Origin of the sequence: Nonomuraea sp. NPDC049419, assembly GCF_040676995.1 — a bacterium.
GTDB lineage: Bacteria > Actinomycetota > Actinomycetes > Streptosporangiales > Streptosporangiaceae > Nonomuraea > Nonomuraea salmonea.
In genome coordinates this window covers 17421-34438 of sequence record NZ_JBFAQB010000008.1, presented here as the reverse complement: position 1 = coordinate 34438, position 17018 = coordinate 17421, and the positions used below count along the sequence as shown (strand labels likewise).

The following is a 17018-nucleotide window of genomic DNA, read 5'->3' as shown; positions in this document are numbered from 1 at the left end:
CAGGCAGCACACAGGACACGACCGTCTGGCCTGCCCTCCGACTTTCGTCAGGTGGCCCCTCGTTCATCACGGACCTGCATCGCACTTACGTGTCGACACATGCTTCGTGGCCTTGGCAGCGCGCTTGGCGATGGGCAGGATCTCCTCGGCGGCCAGCGCGTACCCGCGCTTCGGATCCTGCTGAGTCACGGCGACGACCATCCCCGCGGCCGTGCCGCCTTCCACGAGCAGCGGGGCGCCGCTGATACCCGGGCGCACGTCGAGGGCGAGCTCGAGCACCATCCTGGTGACCTGACGTCTCTTGTAGATGTCCTGCCCTTCCCCCTCGGATCGATCGAGGATCTCGACCGGCTGCGCGACGACGCCTTCCGCCCTCACCGGATAGCTGAGCAAGCGTGGATCGCCGAGCGACCCTCCGGGCACGTCCAGCCAGAGTGCAGGCGCAGGCAGATCAGGTACGTAGAGAACAGCGACGTCCATATCAGGATCAAACGCCACGACACGCCCCTTATAGACCTCACCGTCAGCAGCCGTGACGCGGACGGACACCGGGATGACCAGCGCAGCACGCCTCGCCACTTCCTCTCATGGGGTCCGCCGAGACAGCGTGAATCTTGCAGGATCCTCCCAGAGACAACCGCTTCTTGGGCCTGAGCAACCTTCCGTTCCTCCGGCGGCGTAAGGACGGGTGACTGTCGCTTGAGGAAGGACCGTACATGGCGGATGGATCGGAGTACGACGCGTTCGTCGAGGCGTCGTGGCACCGGCTGCTCCGCACCGCCTACCTGCTCGCCCGTGACTGGGGAGCGGCCGAGGACCTGGTGCAGACGGCACTGCTGAAGGCGTGGCAGGCCTGGCCGCGTCTGGGCGACGAGCGCGAGGCGTACGTCCGCAAGATCATGGTGAACCTGCACGTCTCCTGGTGGCGGCGGCGCTGGAGAAGGGCCGAGATGACCAGCGAGTCGCCGCCCGACCAGGCGCAGACGGCCGACCACATGGGACAGGCCGACGATCGCGAGCTGGTCTGGCAGGCGCTCGGCCGTCTGCCGGCCCGGCAGCGGGCCGTCATCGTGCTCCGGTTCTTCGAGGACCTGAGCGAGGCCCAGACCGCTGAGACGCTCGGCTGCAGCGTCGGGACGGTCAAGAGCCAGGCGAGCAGGGCGCTGGCCAAGCTTCGGGTGGACAAGTCGTTCACGTACGACAGGAGGGGGTAGCGCCATGCCCATCGACCAGCGAGAACTCCGCGACCTGCTCGACGAACGCAGCAGCCCCGCCCTCGACCGCCCGATCCCCTGGCACTCACTGCGCGCCAGGACGCGCGTCGCGCGACGGCGCCGCTTGTCGGCCCTCGCCGCCGCCGGCACGTTCGCCGTCGCGGTCGTCGCCGGCGGCACGGTCGTCAGCCTGCGCGGGCCGGATCAGCCGACCACTGCGAACGTGACCGAAAAGCTCCCAAGCCGGTACGAGGAGTCCGACGGCACCGTCTACCGCAGGCTCGCCACCGCAACCTTCGACCCGGCGCGCCAGTCCTCGGTGCTCTTCGAGGTCGAGGTGAGCGGCAAGCCGGTGGCCATCCTGCCCGACTGCCCGTCTCCCAAAGCGGCGCCACCGCAGGTCATCGCAAACGTGCCCGGCCTGGACAAGACCTTCACGCTGTCCCCGGCGCCCTTCCTGATGAACGCGTGCGAGCGCGGCAGAGCAGTCGACCTGCAGCCCTTCCCCGCCGGGACGCGAACAGTGACATTCACCGTCAACGGCTCCCCCGGGCGCACGGCTCCGGGAGAGTGGCGGTTCGGCGTGTACGAGTGGACGCCGCCGTCCACAGTGAAGCCCGCCTCGCCTCCGGCCGAGCCGCCCGCGAAGATCGGGAAAGAGCTCAACCTGGCCGCCAAGGCCACCACCACCTGGCCCGACAGCCGCGAGGTGACGGTCACCGTGCCGAACAAGGGCCTCGGCCTGGCCGTCGCCACCTCCTGCGGAGACGGCCTCGGCGACCGGCTCAGCCAGAAGGTATGGGTGAACGGACGCCTGACCAAGGGCGGCATCGACTGCTCCTCGCCGGGCGGGGACGGCTTCCTCTACCTGGGCAAACGGCTGCTCAGCGGGAAGACGACCACGATCAGGGTCCGGCTGGAGACGTCCATCCCCGAATACCTGCGACGCCCCGGAACCCTGACGGTGGCCGTTTATGCCGGCGACATGTGACGGGGCATGATCGCACCAAGCGGTCACGGGCTGAGGGCGCATGGTCGCCACCAGCGTCCTCAGCCGGTACGGCGGTGGCAAGCCCGATCTCAGCCAAGGAAGCTCGCCACCGTACGCGCAGGAAGCAGGCGATCACTGCATGGTGGTCTCGGTCGTCCGCCTGATGTGCTCGTTACGCAGCAGGATCAGCTTGGTCATGTAACGGCGCAGGACGAGAGCCTCAGCAAGCGTGCCCAAGGGGCCGGCGGGCGCTGCGAAGTCGACGATGTCCTTCATGAGGGTCGCTTCGACGCCGCTGTCGGCGTCGTGTGCCGATTCGAAGGTGTGCTCGTGGCGCCAATGCCGAAAGGGGCCGCGTACCTGTTCGTCGACGAAGTACGAGGGCCGGACATAGGCGCTGATCGTCGAGGTCAGGTGCCAGGTGAGGCCGAAGTGCCGCGCTCGCCACGTGACCCGATCGCCCAGGGAGAGCCGTCCGGAGGTGACCCCTGCGACTGCTTGCTCGCGCGAGTCGCGCATGGAAGAGGCGTGCAGCTCGACTGACAAGGACGCATCGAAGACGACCGGCGGCGGCGCGAGAACCAGGGAAGCCACCTCGAAACGAGACATGCGCGGATCCTAACCGCCGCCCGGCCGGTGGCCCGCGAAGGGTCACCGTCGCCTCCACGGGAGAGAGCGAGCTCACCACGCCCCTGGAGTATCCGAGACCGCCGGGACGCTAGCTGCCGTCTCGAAGGGGAACAGCCGGACGGGGCAGGACACGCAGCCCCGCAACGATCAGCGCCAGACACAGCGTCGACAACGCCGCAGACTGAACGATCGCAGTGATGGCAAGCGACTGTACGGGCCTTTCGACACCGATCAGAAAGACCGGTGACCGCTCAACGGCCATCGACGCCGCGACGATGGCGAGACCCAATCGCCAGGCCGGCGTGGCGTCGCGCACCAGGCACAGCAGGCCTGCCATCAGGAGCACCGCCACGGTCACGCCCTGCGGATCGATCCACATGGCAACCCACGCTGTCGGGTGACCAGGCGCGACATCCGTGCCCGTGATGTCGGCGAAGGCGAGCGCGATGGCGATGTACGCCACGGTCAGCCCCAGCGGCAGGGCGGTCATCGGCAGGGAGCGCCGCACCGGCGCGTCCACGTGGTAGGCGGTCAGCAGCGCCAGGACGGGCACCATGGCGCCCAGGACGTGAGGTGCGGAGTCGATGACCGATCGAGGCCAGGTGAGGGCAGCGATCCCGACCATGACCAGCACGTACACCAGGCCCAGCACGGCCAGGAGCTTGGCTGCCCGCACCTTGCCGAGCGCGAGCGCGGCGAAGGCGGCGACCTGGGCCAGGCCCTCCGCCATCGCCAGGAGCTGCGGCACCTGCCGGCCAGGGGCGACGACCGGCGATCGTCCCGGCAGGTAGCCCAGGGCGTGTAGCGAGAAGAGCACGTCGATCCAGCCGATCACAGCCTGGTAGCCCAACCCGAGCAGGGCCACCAGCCTGACCGCGTCACCGACGGCGCGGTAGCGGGGTGCGGCGCCGAGACCGCCGAGCCTGCTCCTGACCGCCAGCGCGGCGATGGAGACGGTCTCTCTCCAGCTCGGCCGCGCGTTGTCTTCGTCGCGATCTTGCCCGGCGCCTTGAAGGAATGCCTCGACCATTTCCTCCTCACGCTCGGCCCGGTAGGAGGCGGGCAGCATCCTGAGGATGAGGCGGTAGCGCCGCTCCAGCAGGCTCACGCCGAACCTCCAGCGATCGACGGCCGGCTGGTGAGGCTGCTCCGGCGGGCACCGAGTCGCTCGACGGCGATCTGGAGGGTGCTGTTCAGCCTGGCAAGCTCCGCCGCAAGGGCCTCTTCCCCCGCGTCGGTGATGCGGTAGTAGCGGCGCAGACGTCCCGAGTGCGCCTCTTCGTGGTCGAGTTCCACCAGGCCGTCGGCGCTCAACCGGTCGAGGACGCCATACAAGGAACCGATCTTGAGCTGCACCGTCCCTGCAGACAGCCGGTCCACTTCCTGCACGATCCCGTAGCCGTGCCGCGGCTCGTCCAGGAGTGCCGTCAAGGCCAAGAACATCGGCTCCGTCATAGTCATTCCATCAGCATAACCTGTAACACAAGATATAGGCTCAACCATGTGGCCCTGGCAAGGCATCGCGAACGGTTCTCAGTAGCGCCCTGCCGATGATGAGCGAGGTCCAGGGGTGGATCACGCGTTGAGGCCTGCCCGCCCGCCGTCCTGGCTGCGAGCGGTGAACGGCGCGAAGGTTTCCGGCGACGGTTCAACGACATCGTGGAACGCATGAGTGCTGACCACTACGAAAGGTTCGGCGGCCCGTCATCCGTCCAGCCGCCAGGAGACGAGCGCAACTCCCTCTCGATCTGTGGAGGAGCGCGGAGCGTCCTGGAGGAAAGCCGGTGAACGCCATTCCGCCCGCCACCCCGCCCTCCATCCCCGCCCGCCTGGCGGGAGCTATGGGGCCGCGAGCATCTCGGGCAATCGTGCTGGCCGGCGGGGTGCTGGTCGGCGCTATCAACCTCTACCTGCCCGCAAGCCTGCTGCCGACCGCGGCGGCCGAGCTAGGCGAAGCGAGCTTCTATGCCTGGACCATGACCGTCTACATCGTCGCCATGGTGGTCACGACGATGCTCACCGGCCGGTTCCTGACCCGGTGGGGCAACGTCGGCGCCTACCTCGCCGGCTGCGCGCGCTCGGGCCACTGCTGCTCGCCGCCTGCCTCCTCCTTCAAGGGCTGCTCCAGCGTACGGACACGCCAATCTAGCTGGTGATCGTCTGGGTGCCGGTGTGTTCGCCGCCGGGGCCGGAATCGGCCCCGCCTATCCGCACCTGTCCGTGAGGGCGATGTCCAGCACCCAGAATCCGGAGAAGGGCGGGCGGGCCGCGGCGGGCATCGCCACCGTGACGAGCCTGGCGATCGCGTTCGGCACAGCCGTGGCCGGGATGCTGATGAACCTCGGCGGGGACTCGATGCTCGACGCGGCACGGTACATGCTGTTCGGACTCGGACTCATCTGTGCGATCGACACCCTCACCGCCCATGCCGCCAACCACACGAGCCGGACGCAGCCGGCTGATCAGGCTCCGCGCAGCCGAGCCTCGTGACCGAAATCCTCCGAAACGACGAGATCCCGCCCGATCGCGATGATCGGACGGGATCTCGGCCGTTGCAAGAACAGCCCTGGGTGGGGTGTTCACGAGTGTGACTGGCCTGCGATAAGACAGGCTCGTCGTCGCTGCCTCTGGACAAGCCTGCGCCCTGGGTCGTGGTTGCCGGACTGGACGGTAACGCGGGCGGCGCCGTATCGGACGACTAGCTCCCCGCAGGCGGCCGTCCTGATGTGTCGCTGCCGTCATCGTCCCACTGTGGGTCGTCGATGACGACGCACGGGCCGACATCGCCGGGGACCAGGAGCGTGGCGATCTTCCAGAACACCTTTCCGGTTACGGGAGGCTCCTTCTCATCGTCCTGTTTGCCGGAGAACTCCAACACCAATGTCTTGTCCTTGCCGATGAGCCGAGGCTTGATATCCAGCCCGCCCTGCCGCATGGTGACGAGCCCGTCCGGGGCCAGGACGCTCGCTCCTCTGTTCTTCTGGCACTGCTTGCCGGACGCGAGGTACGTGATGTCCGCTCTGACGCCCGCCGCCTGCAGGTCCCGCTCCAGCCGGTCGGAGTCCTTCAACTCACGGATCTCGACCCCCACCGTGCCGTCCGCCTTCTTGCTCACCGCGTACGCCGAGCTCTCCGTGCCGGTCATCAGCGGTACGGAGATGGCCGCCGCGGCGGCGAGGCCGGCCACCGCCGTTCCCACGGAAATACGGCGAACAGTACGGCGACGGCGTTCGTCCCGCGCGGCGAATTCGACTTTCAGATCCATCAGCAGCTGCTCCTCGAAACTCATGTGCCGTTTCCTTCCATGACGACGAAGGGCACTTCCTTGAGCGTCCGGCGCGCGCGATGCAGCCGCACCATGGCGGTCCCCGACCGGATACCGAGGGACCTCGCAGCTTCGGTAACTGTCAGCTGGTCCAGGACAACCAACTCCAACACAGCGCGTTCCCCCTCAGGCAAGTCGGCCATGGCCTGGAAAGCCCGCCGAGCGGGCTGCTCCGCGTCGATCCGCTCCTCCAGCCGGGCAATGTCGTCGCCGTCCAGTGGCCGCCGCCTGCTTACGCGGTCGCTCAGTTGGGACTCCCGCAACGCCCGGCGCCGCTCGGCCGAGAGCGTGTTGCGTGCTACGCCATACAGCCACGCGACCTCGCTGCCCCGTCTCGGCCGGTAGCTGTGAGCGGACTCCATCACCGCAAGGAACACATCCGCAACCAGGTCCGCGACCGCATGAGGGTCATCGACCCGGCGGGCCAGGAATCGCGTGACTCCCTCGATGTGCCGCCGGTAGAAGGCCTCGAACGCCACAGAGTCTGTGGCGAACTCCGCCTGTTTACGACGCACCGGCCATGCTCCCTTCGTCGATCTACACCCATACTTGGTAGAAACCGACCAAAGCCTTACAAGCCGACGCCCTCGACGTGTGAGTCGCACGAGCGGTGGCAAGCGCTCGCTAGGGCAGCGCTGCGCGCGGGTCTTTTCCGCAACTGGCGCTCGGCCTGGTCCTGGACAGGCCGGGTAGACGCATCGGCGAAAACGCCATCACTACCCTCAAGCCCCTGCCCACCCTCGACTTGCCCGCAGCGTTCGCCGTCGTCGACCGCGCCTACACCGACCAGCAACCCAGCCACTTCGCCCAACCCGCACGCGAACTCAGCTACCGACTCGCACTCGACGGCAAAGTGAATCAACGAGGGGTGCAGGGCAGCGTCCACGGCACCCTGCTCATCGACGGCGGCCTGGCCTGCCCTCTGGTGCCCGACCGGCTCGCTCAGGCCACCACCGGTCTGGACGACGCCGCCATCCGGACCCCATCGCAAGAACTCACCGCGCTCATCAGCGCGCGAGAGCCGTACTTGCTGCGCCTCAAACAAAACGCGAACGCTGGCGGCGCCATCCGCTTGCGATGCCCGGCAGCAGGCACCTCCCCATCGGTCACCTGCCCCCGCTTCAACCGCCTCCACCAGCGCAGACCCGGCCGGCCCGCCGCGGTCGACCTGACCGACACCCGGCAACGAGCCGCTCACCCGGCGGCCAAACCCCGCGTCCTTCCCCCAGAGCCCGACCTGAAGGCCGGCGACCTGCCGAGGATCTGCCACCAGCACACCATCACCGTCCGCTAGGACGACCCCGGCCACCTCGACAAGTTTCGCCAGGACGTGGCCTACCTCAGTCCTGCCTGGATCGGAACCTACAAGTCCGTCCGGGCCAACACCGAGGGCGGCCTCAACGGCAGGATCAAGGGACATGATCTTGATCTCGGCGATCCCAAGAACCGGCTCGCCCACGGACGCGTCGCCCAGACCATCCTGGTCGCGTTGCTCGTCGCGGTCGCCAACGACCATCTCCTCGATCAGTGGCGCCATGTCCACGAGCCCCAAGACGCGCCCGTCACACTCGCCGACACTCCGCAGACTCCAGCCGGGACCTTCGACGGCACACCACCCGCAGGCCAGAGCAGGCCACCACCCACCCCATAAGCCGCACAACCCGCCACCCCGCCGCAGCGCCCAGCCCACCGTCGGCTTAGCCATGCCCAACGGCCGGATCTCGGTCCTCCACCAGCGGCCTGACGCCACTCGGGCCTTCCCAGACGCCCGTTCCGCAGTTCCCAAACCAGGACGAACTCGATTCGGAAACTCCTGAAACGACGATATCCCGCCCGATCATCAAGATCAGACGGGATCCCGTCAACTTCAGTCCAGCCGTCTCAAGAACGGCCCTGGGTGGAGATGAGGGGATTCGAACCCCTGGCCCCTTCGATGCGAACGGTGTGGTATTGATGCGTCCGACCGGCATAAGCAGCGTCTTTGCTGGTCGGACGCATCATGCGTCTTAGGGTGGGCCTATTCGAGCGCATCCAGCGCATCCGAGCGCATCTCAGACAAGATCGCACCTCCCAAAAACCTCCACAACTTCTCCCCGTCCCGGCCTGCGACGATGACCGATTCGGCAAGGACCGACGCTCAATCACCCCGCGCCGCCCCGGCCGGCCAGATGACGGTCACGACCAAGCCACGCTCGCGCGCCTCAGCCACTACCTCGGCCGTGCCGCCGCGCCCCGTACCGGGCTGGCCATCCCACACGGCCACCAGCTCGTCGATCGACGACAGCACGGCCTCGTTCGCCGCCTCGTACGCCTCCCGGCTCGCCTGGTCGAAGTCCATGACCCGCACCGTGGACGCCGCCGCCATCAGCCGGTCGAACTGCTCGGCGTGGTCCAGCTTCACCTTCACAGCGCGATAGTCCCTGGACGGCAACACCACCTCCAGCGCACCGCCCGCCGCGAGCACCGCGTCAGCGAACAGCGAGTCAGCGCCGCGAGCGATGCAGGACACACCGACAAGCTCGCCGTCCACTCCCTTGAGATGCGCACGCAGCGCATCGGAGACGAGCCGAGCAGTATCCGAGGTGAGGTTCATGTGGCCTGTCACGCCGATGCGCATCATCGCGCCCCTTTCCTGCGGTGGGTCTACCGTGCCAGTGTGTCCCGGATGTGCTGCCGTAGCAGGGCCACGGCGGGATCCTTCCTGGTCTCGATCTCAAGGTAGAACTCGCGGAGCTGCACGCGTACCCGATCGGACTGCACTTGCCCGGCGGTGTCGGCGGCGGCGCTCCCGACCGTGACCGCCTCGTCGATGTCGCCGCTGATGAGGTGCGCGTAGGCGAGCCCCACCTGATCGAGCGCGAGGCTTCTCATGCTGGTGCGCTGCCGCAGGGCCACCGCCTGCCGGATGTAGTCGAGGGCGTCGCTCGCGAACTTGTTGGCCTGTCGAGACAGTTCGAGGTATCGGCCTCCGGTCACGCCGGCCAGCTCGGCGGCGTCGAAGTACGCGATCCACTCCGGGTCAGGATCGTCGGCGCTGATCTCGGTGAACGCCTCCTCAGCGGCGCCCGTGGCCCGTTTGAAAGACTCCGGACGGCCCATCTTGGCGTACGCCCACGCCTCACGCGTGTGCAGCATCGCCCTCAGCCGCGGGGTGGCCGACTGCCTGACCCCATCGAGCGCGAGCCTGATCAACTCGACAGCGTCCTGGGGCTGGTCGAGGTACAGGAGTTGCCGAGCCATGGACGCGAGGACGCTCGCGCCGAACGGCCGGTCGCCGGCGGGCTTGGACGCCTGCAACGACATGACGTAGTACTTCTGCGCTGCGGTCTGCATCCCGCAGTCCCAGGACATCGTGGCGGCGATCTTCGAGAGCTGCGCCATGACATGGAACAGACGGCCCCGGATCGCGCGCGGGTGGTTGTCGCGTAGCAGGTCGGCGACCTCGTTGAGCTGCCCGATAACGGCCTTGCGCGCGAGGCCGCCGCCGTGCTGGTTGTCCCACTCGCGGAAGACCGTCACGGCCCGTTCGAGCTGGGCGACCTCATCCATGCCGATCCGGCCCGTGTGGGTCTCGGCCGGCTCTGGCTGCTCGGCGGCAAGCCAGCGTTGCACGGGGTCAACGAGCGGCACCCCTGCCGTGATGGCCAGGGTCTTCACGGCTCGGCGGCGGTCAAGCATGAGGTCACTCTTGGTGATGTCGTAGAGGGCATCGGCGGTCGGTGCCGCTTCCCAGATCCAAGGGAGTGAGGGCGAAGTGACCGAGGTCGCGGCATCGTCGGCGCTCTGGTCGGCTGCGGCCTCCAGCGATGCCGGGGCCTCGAACAGCCTAGCCTCTGGGATCTCGAACGCACGGCAGTACAGAAGGGGATACGGGTCACGAGGACGACCCTTGCCCGCTTCGTGGTCTTTAACCCTCCGCAGGACCGACTCGAACTCGGCCATCCCGATTTCATTGCCAGCGGCTTTGAGCAGGTGGAGAGCGACTTGCTTCTGAGACCAGCCGCGCCGCCGACGCTCGTGCCGGATGCGTTCGGCGTACGCCGGGAGCGCTCTGGGGCTGGTCTCATCCGTCATGCCGTCGCACCTCATCGCGGAGAAGGTGACACGCTGCATCACCCAGCCTCCCCCAACCGCACCTGTCCGCGCTCCGTTACTGACCGTTGTGATGAACATGTGCATCCGGACGGAACCCGCTTCTGCTCCTGGGCTTTGCCCGGCGGGCTGACCTACGTCATCGGCGGTGCGTGAGATGGCCTCCATATCGGCGTGGCTGGAGTTGAGCCCGACAGACCGTCATCTCGCCGTGCTGCGCCTGACCTACCCGCAGTGGCACATCGAGTACATCCCCACGCCGCGCGGCCTGCTGTGGCGCGCTGTCCCGTCCTGGCAAGTCGCGGTGGGCCAGGCGGCGGCCGGCGTGCGACCGAGGCTGGAGCGCAGCAATCCCGTTGCACTCATGGCGGACCTCAGCCGCCAAATGTCCGTCCTGCTTGCCATGCCTCGACGTTGAAGCCCCCCGGCTCGTCGTGCGAGTTCGGCGCGCGGAGGGCCGGGGTCCCAACCGATACCAATCCGAGAGAGGAACACACGATGGCACCAGTGATCGAGCCCGACCTCCAAACCCTGCCCATCAGAGACCAGGCATGGGCGCCTGTCACCGGCACGGGGCTGGAGTACGCCAAGGTGAACGACCACGACGCCTACAGCGTGCGCGACCACGACCCGGGCAACGGCGGCGAGATCCGCCGGCCCGCCGACGAGTGGCGGATACTCGGCTCGATTCTGTAGCGAGCCGCCCCTAGACAAGCGCGGCGGCTGGCCGGCCCGCAGATGAGCGTGTCCCGATGGAGAGACCGGGGGCACAGAACAAGGCAACCGCGTCCGGCCGTCGCGCCATAGAGATCACTGCATGAGTGGAGATGTACGCGATGTACGCGCTTGGCGAGCGACAGACCCCGGGCGAACCGGAGGAGCGGCACGCCGTGGAGAACGGCATACCGGGCACCTGGGGAACGTCAGTCTGCTCGCGCTCGACGCGCGTGTGGGTGCACGTGATCGCGGGCAGCGTGATTCCGTTCAACCTCCTGGCGGCCGGGGTGGCATGCCCGGAGTGCCTCGCCGTGGTGGAGGCGGCGCAGGTTGGCGATAAGCAGCGCGCCCAGGAGACACGTCACTGGGCACCGAAACTGTCGTGGCGCCTCCGCAAGCTCGACTAAACTTCCTGGCGGTCTTGGCCGCGTTCTACACGGGCGGTCGCTGGTCGGAGATCCTCGCCCTCACCCCCGAGCCGTGGCGGACAAGGGGCTCGTGCATCTCCACTGGAAGATCTACGAGACCGAGGAAGGCGATTTCTACTGGGGCCGGCCGAAGGACGGCTCTATCAGGACCGTGCATGTGCCCATGTGGCTGTGGGAGATGCTCCAGCTCGCGGCGACCGAGGCGCGGCCCTGCGGCTGCACCGTCCCCGACGGCCTGCCCGAGGACCCGTCCGCGCCATGGTGCAAGGGGCAGCGCCGAATGCTGTTCCTCACCTCGACGCGGCACCACTCCCGCTCGGACTTCCGCCGTCTCTACCTCCGGCCAGCCGCCGACGGCTGGTATCCGGAGCGCGGTGGGAAGTACGGGCGAGACCGCAAGCAGGTACTCGTGGACGCGTCGCGGCACTGGCCGGGCGTACCGCTCGCGCCCTGGCCGGCGGCCGAGGCGGGCAAGCCGTGGGAGCGGCCCAAGCTGCTGCTCTACCGGCAGGGTTGGGGGCCTACCGAGGTCAACAGCCGGTCCACGCGCGCCGAGCTGGCCGCGCACGCGGTCGCCCAGGGCGCGGACGCGGCGATCGTCGCGCGCATGAGCCGAGGGGCACTGCTCGACGCCTACGTGCGCCCGTGCCCGGACGCGCTGTGCTCGTGGACTCCCGTGCTGCCCGACCTGACCTTCCACGGGTTCCGCCATGGCCATCAGACGATGATGGACAACGGCCACCTTGAGAAGGCGTTCAAGGTGCCCCGCATGGGCCACACCGACGGGTCAATGTCGGCGAACTACGGCCACTGCACGCCGGAGATGATCGCCGAGGGGCTCGACCTCTTCACCCGCGTATGGGCGGAGTCCCTCCAACGGAGGTTCGAGCTCTCCCCGCGGTCGCTCGTTCCGGTGCTCGACGCGGCGCTCGGGGTCTACAGGGACAGCGTGGTCACTCCGCTGATCTCCCAGAAACCTCCCAAAAACGGAGAGAGGCCGCCTCTCCAGCTAAGGAGAAACGGCCTCTGACTTGGGTGGAGATGAGGGGATTCGAACCCCTGACCCCTTCGATGCGAACGAAGTGCGCTACCGGACTGCGCTACATCCCCAAGGACTCGACTAGATTAGCAAACTCCAGAGGGTCCTCGCGCCACCGTTTCAGTCGCCCACCGCCCGCTTGGGTGGTTCGGCGTACTGGTCGAAGAGGACGTCGGCGTGCATCGGCGTGAAGTCGATGACTTCGGCCTCCGCCTCGGCGGCGGCCTGGCGCTGCTCGCGTAGCCGCCGCCGGCGCTCAGCGCGCGCCTGGCGGGCGCGTTCGCGGCGTTCCCTGTCCACCTGTACGGCGATGCGCAGGAACGCCATGTACGTCAGCATGACGACGACGGACGGCGCCACCCCCCACCACGGGATCATCTCGACCGCGGCCGTCACGATGGAGGCCAGCACCAGCAGCGCGGTGAAGAAGAGCAGGCGGCGCCGGCGGGCGACGATGATGGCGCGGCGCCGGAGCCGGAACTGGCGGACGTCGACCTTCTCGATCTCGACCGGCGGTGTGCCGTCGTCCTCATCGGGATCGGATGGGGCGAGGTTGTCGAGATCGGGTAGTTGGTGCTCGCCGGTGTAATACTCTTCGAGCTCGGCCAGCTCGGCGAGATTCGTCTTGTCTCTGCGCAGCCACATCGGAATCAGGACGCAGAGCCACATGACGACGATGGCGAGATAGAGGAGGACGGGGCTCACGACCACCACCTCCGGGCAGCACAAAGACGCGGTTGTGCTCGTCGCGCCTTGAATGTGCTCACGTCACGCACCGTAAGACCGCGTGTCACTGATTGACGAGCATTCGGTGCGGTGTGTCGCGAGATCGTCAAACCTCTTCGACGGAGGACCCCCCGTGAGCCGCTGACTCACGCGCGCGACGCCATTGCACGAGCAGCCCGCCGGGAACGTCCTCGACGGTCAACGCGTAGCAAATGTGGTCGCGCCAGGCTCCGTCGATGTGGAGTTGGCGCCGCCGAATGCCTTCTTCCCTGAAACCGAGCTTCTCAACCACCCTACGGCTGGCGTGATTCTCGGGGCGGATGTTCGCTTCGAGCCGATGCAATCCGGTGGTGAAAAAGCAGTGGTCAACGGCCATAGCGAGGGCCGTGGGGGTGATGCCGCGGCCGGCCAGGGCGCCGTCGATCCAGTAGCCGACCTGGGCAGAACGGGCGGATCCCCACACGATGGCGCCGACGGTGAGCTGGCCCGCGAAGCGCCCGTTGTGCGTCACCACCCACGGCAGCGCCAGCCCCTGCCTGGCCTCGCGCCGCAGGGTGCCGACCATGGAGACGTAGGGGCCGAGACCGGTCCTGAACAGGGGCGTCTCGGGGTTGCTCGGCTCCCACGGGCGCAGCCAGTCGGCATTGCGGACTCGCGTCTCGCGCCATACGCGTACGTCGCCCAACCGTAGCGGCCGGAGGCCTACCGGACCTTCGTTGAGTGTCGCCGGCCAGCCACGAAGTCGATCCACATCTCTCATCATCCCCCTATCGGGCTCGATGTCGCCACGGGGTGACCGGCCGAATCCCGGTCAGCGCGGATGATCACCGCCGCGGATCTGATCGACGGCGTGACGGAGAATGGGCGCGAGTACGGCGACGCCATCGCGTACGCCGCCGGAGGATCCAGGCAAATTTACGATCAAGGTTTCCCCTGCCTGCCCGGCCAATCCGCGCGAGAGGATCGAGGTCGGCACCTTCTCGCGATTAGCCTGACGAATTGCCTCCGCTATACCGGGAATTTCTCGAGAAATCACCCGAGAGGTCATCTCCGGCGTCAGATCCATCGGCGTCAACCCGGTGCCCCCGGTGGTCACGATGACGTCATAACCACCCGCGACCCCGTCACGCAGCGCAGCCTCCACCGGCTCGCCGTCGGGCACCACCACGGGCCCCTCGACCTCGCAGCCGACCTCGTCACGCAGCAACGACGCCAGCAACGGCCCGGATTTATCCGCATAAATCCCGGCCGACGCCCGGTTCGACACCGTGATCACCAAGGCGCGCATCATGCCCCGTCCCGCGTCCACCGGCCGGTCTTGCCGCCGAGCTTCTCCTCCACCCGCACGTCGGTGATCACCGCGCCGGGATCGACCGCCTTGACCATGTCGATCAGCGCGAGCGCCGCCACGGACACCGCGGTCAGCGCCTCCATCTCCACGCCCGTGCGGTCGGCCGTCTTCACCCGGCACGTGATGGCCACGCCCCAGTCCTCGACGTCGAGCGTCACCTTCACGCCGTGCAGCGCGATGGGATGGCAGAGCGGGATCAGGTCGGGCGTACGTTTCGCCCCCATGATCCCGGCGATCCTGGCCACGCCCAGCGCGTCGCCCTTGGGCACCTCGCCCGACCGCAGCAGCGCCACCGTCTCGGCCGTCAGCAGCACGCGTCCGCTGGCGACGGCCGTACGGGCGGAGACGTCCTTGGCCGAGACGTCGACCATGCGGGCGGCGCCGGTCTCGTCGATGTGGGTCAGCTCGCTCACAGCCTGATCACCTCCACCGAGGACCCTGCGTCGACCTCGGTCACGTCTTCCGGCACCACGATCAGCGCGTTCGCCGCGGCCAGCGCGGCGAGCTGGTGGGAGCCCTGCCCGTGGGCGGGCGCCACCGTGCCGTCGTCGGAGAGGACACCGCGCAGATAGGACCGCCGCCCGGACGGCGACCGCAGCGGCCCCGCGGTGCGCGCGGTCAGCGTGCGCGGCATTCCGCCGGGCAGACCGCGCATCTTGTCGAGAGCCGGGCGGACGAACAGCATGAACGACACGAAGGACGACACCGGGTTGCCCGGCAGGGCGAAGATCGGCACCTGGTCCTCCCCCAGCACGCCGAAGCCCTGCGGCATGCCCGGCTGCATGGCCACCTTCTCGAAGCGGACGGTGCCGAGCGGCGCCAGGGCCTCCTTGACGGGCTCGTACGCGCCCATCGACACCCCGCCGCTGGTGATGATCGCGTCGGCGCGTACGAGATGGGTGTCGAGCCGGTCGAGCAGGATGCCAGGATCGTCCCCGACCGAGCCGGCACGGAAGCCGTCGGCTCCGGCCTGGCGTACGGCGGCGGTGAGGGTGTAGCTGTTGGAGTCCCAGATCTGGCCGGGCGCGAGCGTGCCGCCCGGCTCGACCAGCTCCGCGCCCGTCGAGATGACGACCACGCGCGGACGCGGCCGCGCCCGCACCCGCCGCCGCCCCACCCCGGCGATGATGCCGAGCTGGGCGGGGCCGATCACGGTGCCGGCCTTGAGCACGACCTCGCCGGCCTGTACGTCCTCACCCGCCCGCCGCACGGCGTTGCCCGGCTCGGCGGCGCGGTCGATGCGTACGGAGACCGTGCCCCCGTCCGTCCACTCCACCGGCACCACCGCGTCGGCGCCCGCCGGCAGCGGAGCACCGGTCATGATGCGCACGCTGTGGCCAGGACCCACGGCCCGCAGCTCCAGCGACCCCGCCGCGACGTCGTCGATCACCGGCAGCGTCACCGGCGCGCCCGCGACGTCCTCGGCCCGCACCGCGTAGCCGTCCATGGCCGAGTTGTCGAAGGGCGGCAGCGGCACCGGCGAGGAGATGTCCTCGGCCAGCGTCGTGCCGAGCGCCTGCTCCAGCTCGAGCTCAAGGGGGGCCAGCGGACGTACAGTGGCCAGGATCTCGGCCAGATGCGCGTCAACTGATTTCATCGAGGAACTCCCGCAGCCACGGCACGAACTCCGGCGCCAGGTCCTCCCGGTCCGCCGCGAACTTCACCACCGTCCGCAGATAGTCGAGCTTGTCGCCCGTGTCGTAGCGGCGTCCCCTGAACAGCACGCCGTGCACCGGACCGCCCTCGTCGCGGTCGCGCTGGGCCAGCGTGCGCAGCGCGTCGGTGAGCTGGATCTCGCCGCCGCGCCCGGGGGGCGTGTTCTCCAGGACCTCGAAGACCGCGGGGTCGATGACGTAGCGGCCGATGATCGCCCAGTTGGACGGCGCCTCGTCGGCCGGCGGCTTTTCGACGAGGTCGGTCACGCGGACGACGTCGTCCTCGGCGGTCGCCTCGATGGTCGCCACGCCGTACAGGGAGACCGACTCCTTGGGCACCTCCATCAGCGCGATCACGCTTCCGCCGAACGTGTCGCGCACCTCGATCATGCGGCGCAGCAGGTTGTCGCGATAGTCGATGAGGTCGTCGCCGAGCAGGCAGGCGAACGGGTGGTCGCCCACGTGGTGCTTGGCGCACAGCACGGCGTGGCCGAGCCCCTTGGGCTCGCCCTGGCGTACGTAGTGCAGCGTCGCCAGCGAGGCCGGCTCGCGGACCTGGGACAGCCGGTGCTCGTCGCCCTTCGCCTCCAGCGCCTCCTCCAGCTCGAAGGCCCGGTCGAAGTGGTCTTCGATCGAGCGCTTGTTCTTGCCGGTGACCATGAGAACGTCGAGCAGCCCGGCGGAGGCGGCCTCCTCGACGACATACTGGATCGCGGGCTTGTCGACGATGGGCAGCATCTCTTTGGGTGTCGCCTTGGTCGCCGGAAGGAACCGGGTGCCCAGACCCGCGGCGGGCACGACGGCTTTCGTCACAGGGTCGAAGTCAGCCATGAGTTAGACCCTAGTGGAG

Annotated in this window: 24 protein-coding genes and 1 tRNA gene; 10 read left to right on the top strand and 15 right to left on the bottom strand. The window is 68.3% G+C overall.

Going from position 1 to position 17018, the window contains the following annotated elements; all coding sequences use genetic code 11:
* Window positions 1–66 precede the first annotated feature (66 nt).
* On the bottom strand, window positions 67–549 hold the full coding sequence (locus AB0K12_RS23885; RefSeq protein WP_364565133.1) for a serine protease: 483 nt from the start codon (window positions 547–549) through the stop codon (window positions 67–69).
* A gap of 167 nt (window positions 550–716) precedes the next feature.
* Here AB0K12_RS23885 and AB0K12_RS23880 point away from each other — a divergent pair, with 167 nt between their 5' ends.
* The gene (locus AB0K12_RS23880) at window positions 717–1214 is read left to right on the top strand and encodes a SigE family RNA polymerase sigma factor (RefSeq protein WP_364565130.1); all 498 of its coding nucleotides are present in this window, start codon (window positions 717–719) and stop codon (window positions 1212–1214) included.
* A 4-nt stretch (window positions 1215–1218) separates the two neighbouring features.
* On the top strand, window positions 1219–2205 hold the full coding sequence (locus tag AB0K12_RS23875) for a hypothetical protein (RefSeq protein WP_364565128.1): 987 nt from the start codon (window positions 1219–1221) through the stop codon (window positions 2203–2205).
* 132 nt (window positions 2206–2337) lie between these two features.
* Here the strand turns inward: AB0K12_RS23875 and AB0K12_RS23870 are convergent, their stop codons facing one another.
* The 3 genes from AB0K12_RS23870 to AB0K12_RS23860 form a co-directional block, all read right to left on the bottom strand.
* Complete coding sequence (locus AB0K12_RS23870; protein ID WP_364565126.1) at window positions 2338–2814, bottom strand: SRPBCC family protein; 477 nt, start codon at window positions 2812–2814, stop codon at window positions 2338–2340.
* 109 nt (window positions 2815–2923) lie between these two features.
* Window positions 2924–3943 (bottom strand): hypothetical protein, encoded by a 1020-nt coding sequence (locus AB0K12_RS23865; RefSeq protein WP_364565124.1) that lies wholly within the window; start codon window positions 3941–3943, stop codon window positions 2924–2926.
* The gene (locus AB0K12_RS23860) at window positions 3940–4290 is read right to left on the bottom strand and encodes a PadR family transcriptional regulator (protein ID WP_364565121.1); all 351 of its coding nucleotides are present in this window, start codon (window positions 4288–4290) and stop codon (window positions 3940–3942) included. The genes AB0K12_RS23865 and AB0K12_RS23860 overlap by 4 nt, the downstream gene beginning before the upstream one ends.
* Window positions 4291–4619: 329 nt before the next feature.
* Between AB0K12_RS23860 and AB0K12_RS23855 the strand changes: the two genes are divergently transcribed.
* Together AB0K12_RS23855 and AB0K12_RS23850 are read left to right on the top strand one after the other, a co-directional pair.
* Window positions 4620–4991, top strand: coding sequence for a hypothetical protein (locus tag AB0K12_RS23855; protein WP_364565118.1), 372 nt, complete (start codon window positions 4620–4622; stop codon window positions 4989–4991).
* A gap of 16 nt (window positions 4992–5007) precedes the next feature.
* Complete coding sequence (locus AB0K12_RS23850; protein WP_364565116.1) at window positions 5008–5325, top strand: hypothetical protein; 318 nt, start codon at window positions 5008–5010, stop codon at window positions 5323–5325.
* Window positions 5326–5533: 208 nt separating this feature from the next.
* Here the strand turns inward: AB0K12_RS23850 and AB0K12_RS23845 are convergent, their stop codons facing one another.
* Together AB0K12_RS23845 and AB0K12_RS23840 are read right to left on the bottom strand one after the other, a co-directional pair.
* Entirely contained in the window at window positions 5534–6124 is a 591-nt protein-coding gene (locus tag AB0K12_RS23845; protein WP_364565114.1) for a hypothetical protein, read from the bottom strand.
* Window positions 6121–6675 (bottom strand): RNA polymerase sigma factor, encoded by a 555-nt coding sequence (locus AB0K12_RS23840; RefSeq protein WP_364565111.1) that lies wholly within the window; start codon window positions 6673–6675, stop codon window positions 6121–6123. The genes AB0K12_RS23845 and AB0K12_RS23840 overlap by 4 nt, the downstream gene beginning before the upstream one ends.
* A gap of 230 nt (window positions 6676–6905) precedes the next feature.
* On the opposite strand from AB0K12_RS23840, the gene AB0K12_RS23835 reads away from it, so the two are divergent.
* Together AB0K12_RS23835 and AB0K12_RS23830 are read left to right on the top strand one after the other, a co-directional pair.
* Entirely contained in the window at window positions 6906–7454 is a 549-nt protein-coding gene (locus AB0K12_RS23835; protein WP_364565108.1) for a hypothetical protein, read from the top strand.
* A gap of 36 nt (window positions 7455–7490) precedes the next feature.
* A complete protein-coding gene (locus tag AB0K12_RS23830) occupies window positions 7491–7811 on the top strand; it encodes a hypothetical protein (RefSeq protein ID WP_364565106.1) in 321 nt (106 codons plus the stop codon).
* 486 nt (window positions 7812–8297) lie between these two features.
* On the opposite strand, the gene AB0K12_RS23825 is transcribed toward AB0K12_RS23830, so the two are convergent.
* Window positions 8298–8780 (bottom strand): hypothetical protein, encoded by a 483-nt coding sequence (locus AB0K12_RS23825; RefSeq protein ID WP_364565103.1) that lies wholly within the window; start codon window positions 8778–8780, stop codon window positions 8298–8300.
* A 23-nt stretch (window positions 8781–8803) separates the two neighbouring features.
* Window positions 8804–10234 (bottom strand): XRE family transcriptional regulator, encoded by a 1431-nt coding sequence (locus AB0K12_RS23820; protein ID WP_364565100.1) that lies wholly within the window; start codon window positions 10232–10234, stop codon window positions 8804–8806.
* Window positions 10235–10400: 166 nt separating this feature from the next.
* Between AB0K12_RS23820 and AB0K12_RS23815 the strand changes: the two genes are divergently transcribed.
* The 4 genes from AB0K12_RS23815 to AB0K12_RS23800 all read left to right on the top strand — a co-directional run bounded on the left by AB0K12_RS23815 (window position 10401) and on the right by AB0K12_RS23800 (window position 12427).
* Complete coding sequence (locus tag AB0K12_RS23815; protein ID WP_364565097.1) at window positions 10401–10670, top strand: hypothetical protein; 270 nt, start codon at window positions 10401–10403, stop codon at window positions 10668–10670.
* Between the two features lie 80 nt (window positions 10671–10750).
* Window positions 10751–10948 carry a hypothetical protein gene (locus AB0K12_RS23810; protein ID WP_364565094.1) on the top strand — a complete coding sequence of 66 codons (198 nt, stop codon included), beginning with the start codon at window positions 10751–10753 and terminating at the stop codon, window positions 10946–10948.
* Between the two features lie 131 nt (window positions 10949–11079).
* Window positions 11080–11376 carry a hypothetical protein gene (locus tag AB0K12_RS23805; RefSeq protein ID WP_364565092.1) on the top strand — a complete coding sequence of 99 codons (297 nt, stop codon included), beginning with the start codon at window positions 11080–11082 and terminating at the stop codon, window positions 11374–11376.
* Window positions 11377–11449: 73 nt separating this feature from the next.
* Window positions 11450–12427, top strand: a complete 978-nt coding sequence (locus AB0K12_RS23800) for a hypothetical protein (RefSeq protein ID WP_364565089.1) — start codon at window positions 11450–11452, stop codon at window positions 12425–12427.
* A gap of 6 nt (window positions 12428–12433) precedes the next feature.
* Here AB0K12_RS23800 and AB0K12_RS23795 read toward each other — a convergent pair.
* The 7 genes from AB0K12_RS23795 to galU all read right to left on the bottom strand — a co-directional run bounded on the left by AB0K12_RS23795 (window position 12434) and on the right by galU (window position 16999).
* Window positions 12434–12507, bottom strand: a tRNA-Ala gene (locus AB0K12_RS23795).
* A 49-nt stretch (window positions 12508–12556) separates the two neighbouring features.
* Window positions 12557–13141: a hypothetical protein gene (locus AB0K12_RS23790; RefSeq protein WP_364565086.1), complete on the bottom strand. Its 585-nt coding sequence runs from the start codon at window positions 13139–13141 to the stop codon at window positions 12557–12559.
* A 127-nt stretch (window positions 13142–13268) separates the two neighbouring features.
* Window positions 13269–13922 (bottom strand): GNAT family protein, encoded by a 654-nt coding sequence (locus AB0K12_RS23785; protein ID WP_364565938.1) that lies wholly within the window; start codon window positions 13920–13922, stop codon window positions 13269–13271.
* A 51-nt stretch (window positions 13923–13973) separates the two neighbouring features.
* Complete coding sequence (locus AB0K12_RS23780; protein ID WP_364565936.1) at window positions 13974–14450, bottom strand: MogA/MoaB family molybdenum cofactor biosynthesis protein; 477 nt, start codon at window positions 14448–14450, stop codon at window positions 13974–13976.
* Window positions 14450–14926, bottom strand: coding sequence for a cyclic pyranopterin monophosphate synthase MoaC (gene moaC / locus AB0K12_RS23775; RefSeq protein ID WP_364565083.1), 477 nt, complete (start codon window positions 14924–14926; stop codon window positions 14450–14452). The genes AB0K12_RS23780 and moaC overlap by 1 nt, the downstream gene beginning before the upstream one ends.
* The gene (gene glp, locus AB0K12_RS23770) at window positions 14923–16110 is read right to left on the bottom strand and encodes a gephyrin-like molybdotransferase Glp (protein WP_364565080.1); all 1188 of its coding nucleotides are present in this window, start codon (window positions 16108–16110) and stop codon (window positions 14923–14925) included. The genes moaC and glp overlap by 4 nt, the downstream gene beginning before the upstream one ends.
* Window positions 16097–16999 (bottom strand): UTP--glucose-1-phosphate uridylyltransferase GalU, encoded by a 903-nt coding sequence (gene galU, locus AB0K12_RS23765; protein WP_364565077.1) that lies wholly within the window; start codon window positions 16997–16999, stop codon window positions 16097–16099. Before galU ends, glp begins: the two co-directional genes overlap by 14 nt.
* Between the last annotated feature and the right edge of the window lie 19 nt (window positions 17000–17018).

Excerpts from the sequence above, each read along its gene's own strand:
- AB0K12_RS23880 (WP_364565130.1), top strand. The coding sequence starts at position 717 with ATGGCGGATGGATCGGAGTACGACGCGTTCGTCGAGGCGTCGTGGCAC.
- AB0K12_RS23875 (WP_364565128.1), top strand. The coding sequence starts at position 1,219 with ATGCCCATCGACCAGCGAGAACTCCGCGACCTGCTCGACGAACGCAGC.
- AB0K12_RS23870 (WP_364565126.1), bottom strand. The coding sequence starts at position 2,814 with ATGTCTCGTTTCGAGGTGGCTTCCCTGGTTCTCGCGCCGCCGCCGGTC.
- AB0K12_RS23860 (WP_364565121.1), bottom strand. The coding sequence starts at position 4,290 with ATGACGGAGCCGATGTTCTTGGCCTTGACGGCACTCCTGGACGAGCCG.
- AB0K12_RS23845 (WP_364565114.1), bottom strand. The coding sequence starts at position 6,124 with ATGAGTTTCGAGGAGCAGCTGCTGATGGATCTGAAAGTCGAATTCGCC.
- AB0K12_RS23825 (WP_364565103.1), bottom strand. The coding sequence starts at position 8,780 with ATGATGCGCATCGGCGTGACAGGCCACATGAACCTCACCTCGGATACT.
- AB0K12_RS23820 (WP_364565100.1), bottom strand. The coding sequence starts at position 10,234 with ATGACGGATGAGACCAGCCCCAGAGCGCTCCCGGCGTACGCCGAACGC.
- AB0K12_RS23810 (WP_364565094.1), top strand. The coding sequence starts at position 10,751 with ATGGCACCAGTGATCGAGCCCGACCTCCAAACCCTGCCCATCAGAGAC.
- AB0K12_RS23805 (WP_364565092.1), top strand. The coding sequence starts at position 11,080 with ATGTACGCGATGTACGCGCTTGGCGAGCGACAGACCCCGGGCGAACCG.
- AB0K12_RS23785 (WP_364565938.1), bottom strand. The coding sequence starts at position 13,922 with ATGAGAGATGTGGATCGACTTCGTGGCTGGCCGGCGACACTCAACGAA.
- AB0K12_RS23780 (WP_364565936.1), bottom strand. The coding sequence starts at position 14,450 with ATGCGCGCCTTGGTGATCACGGTGTCGAACCGGGCGTCGGCCGGGATT.
- glp (WP_364565080.1), bottom strand. The coding sequence starts at position 16,110 with ATGAAATCAGTTGACGCGCATCTGGCCGAGATCCTGGCCACTGTACGT.
- galU (WP_364565077.1), bottom strand. The coding sequence starts at position 16,999 with ATGGCTGACTTCGACCCTGTGACGAAAGCCGTCGTGCCCGCCGCGGGT.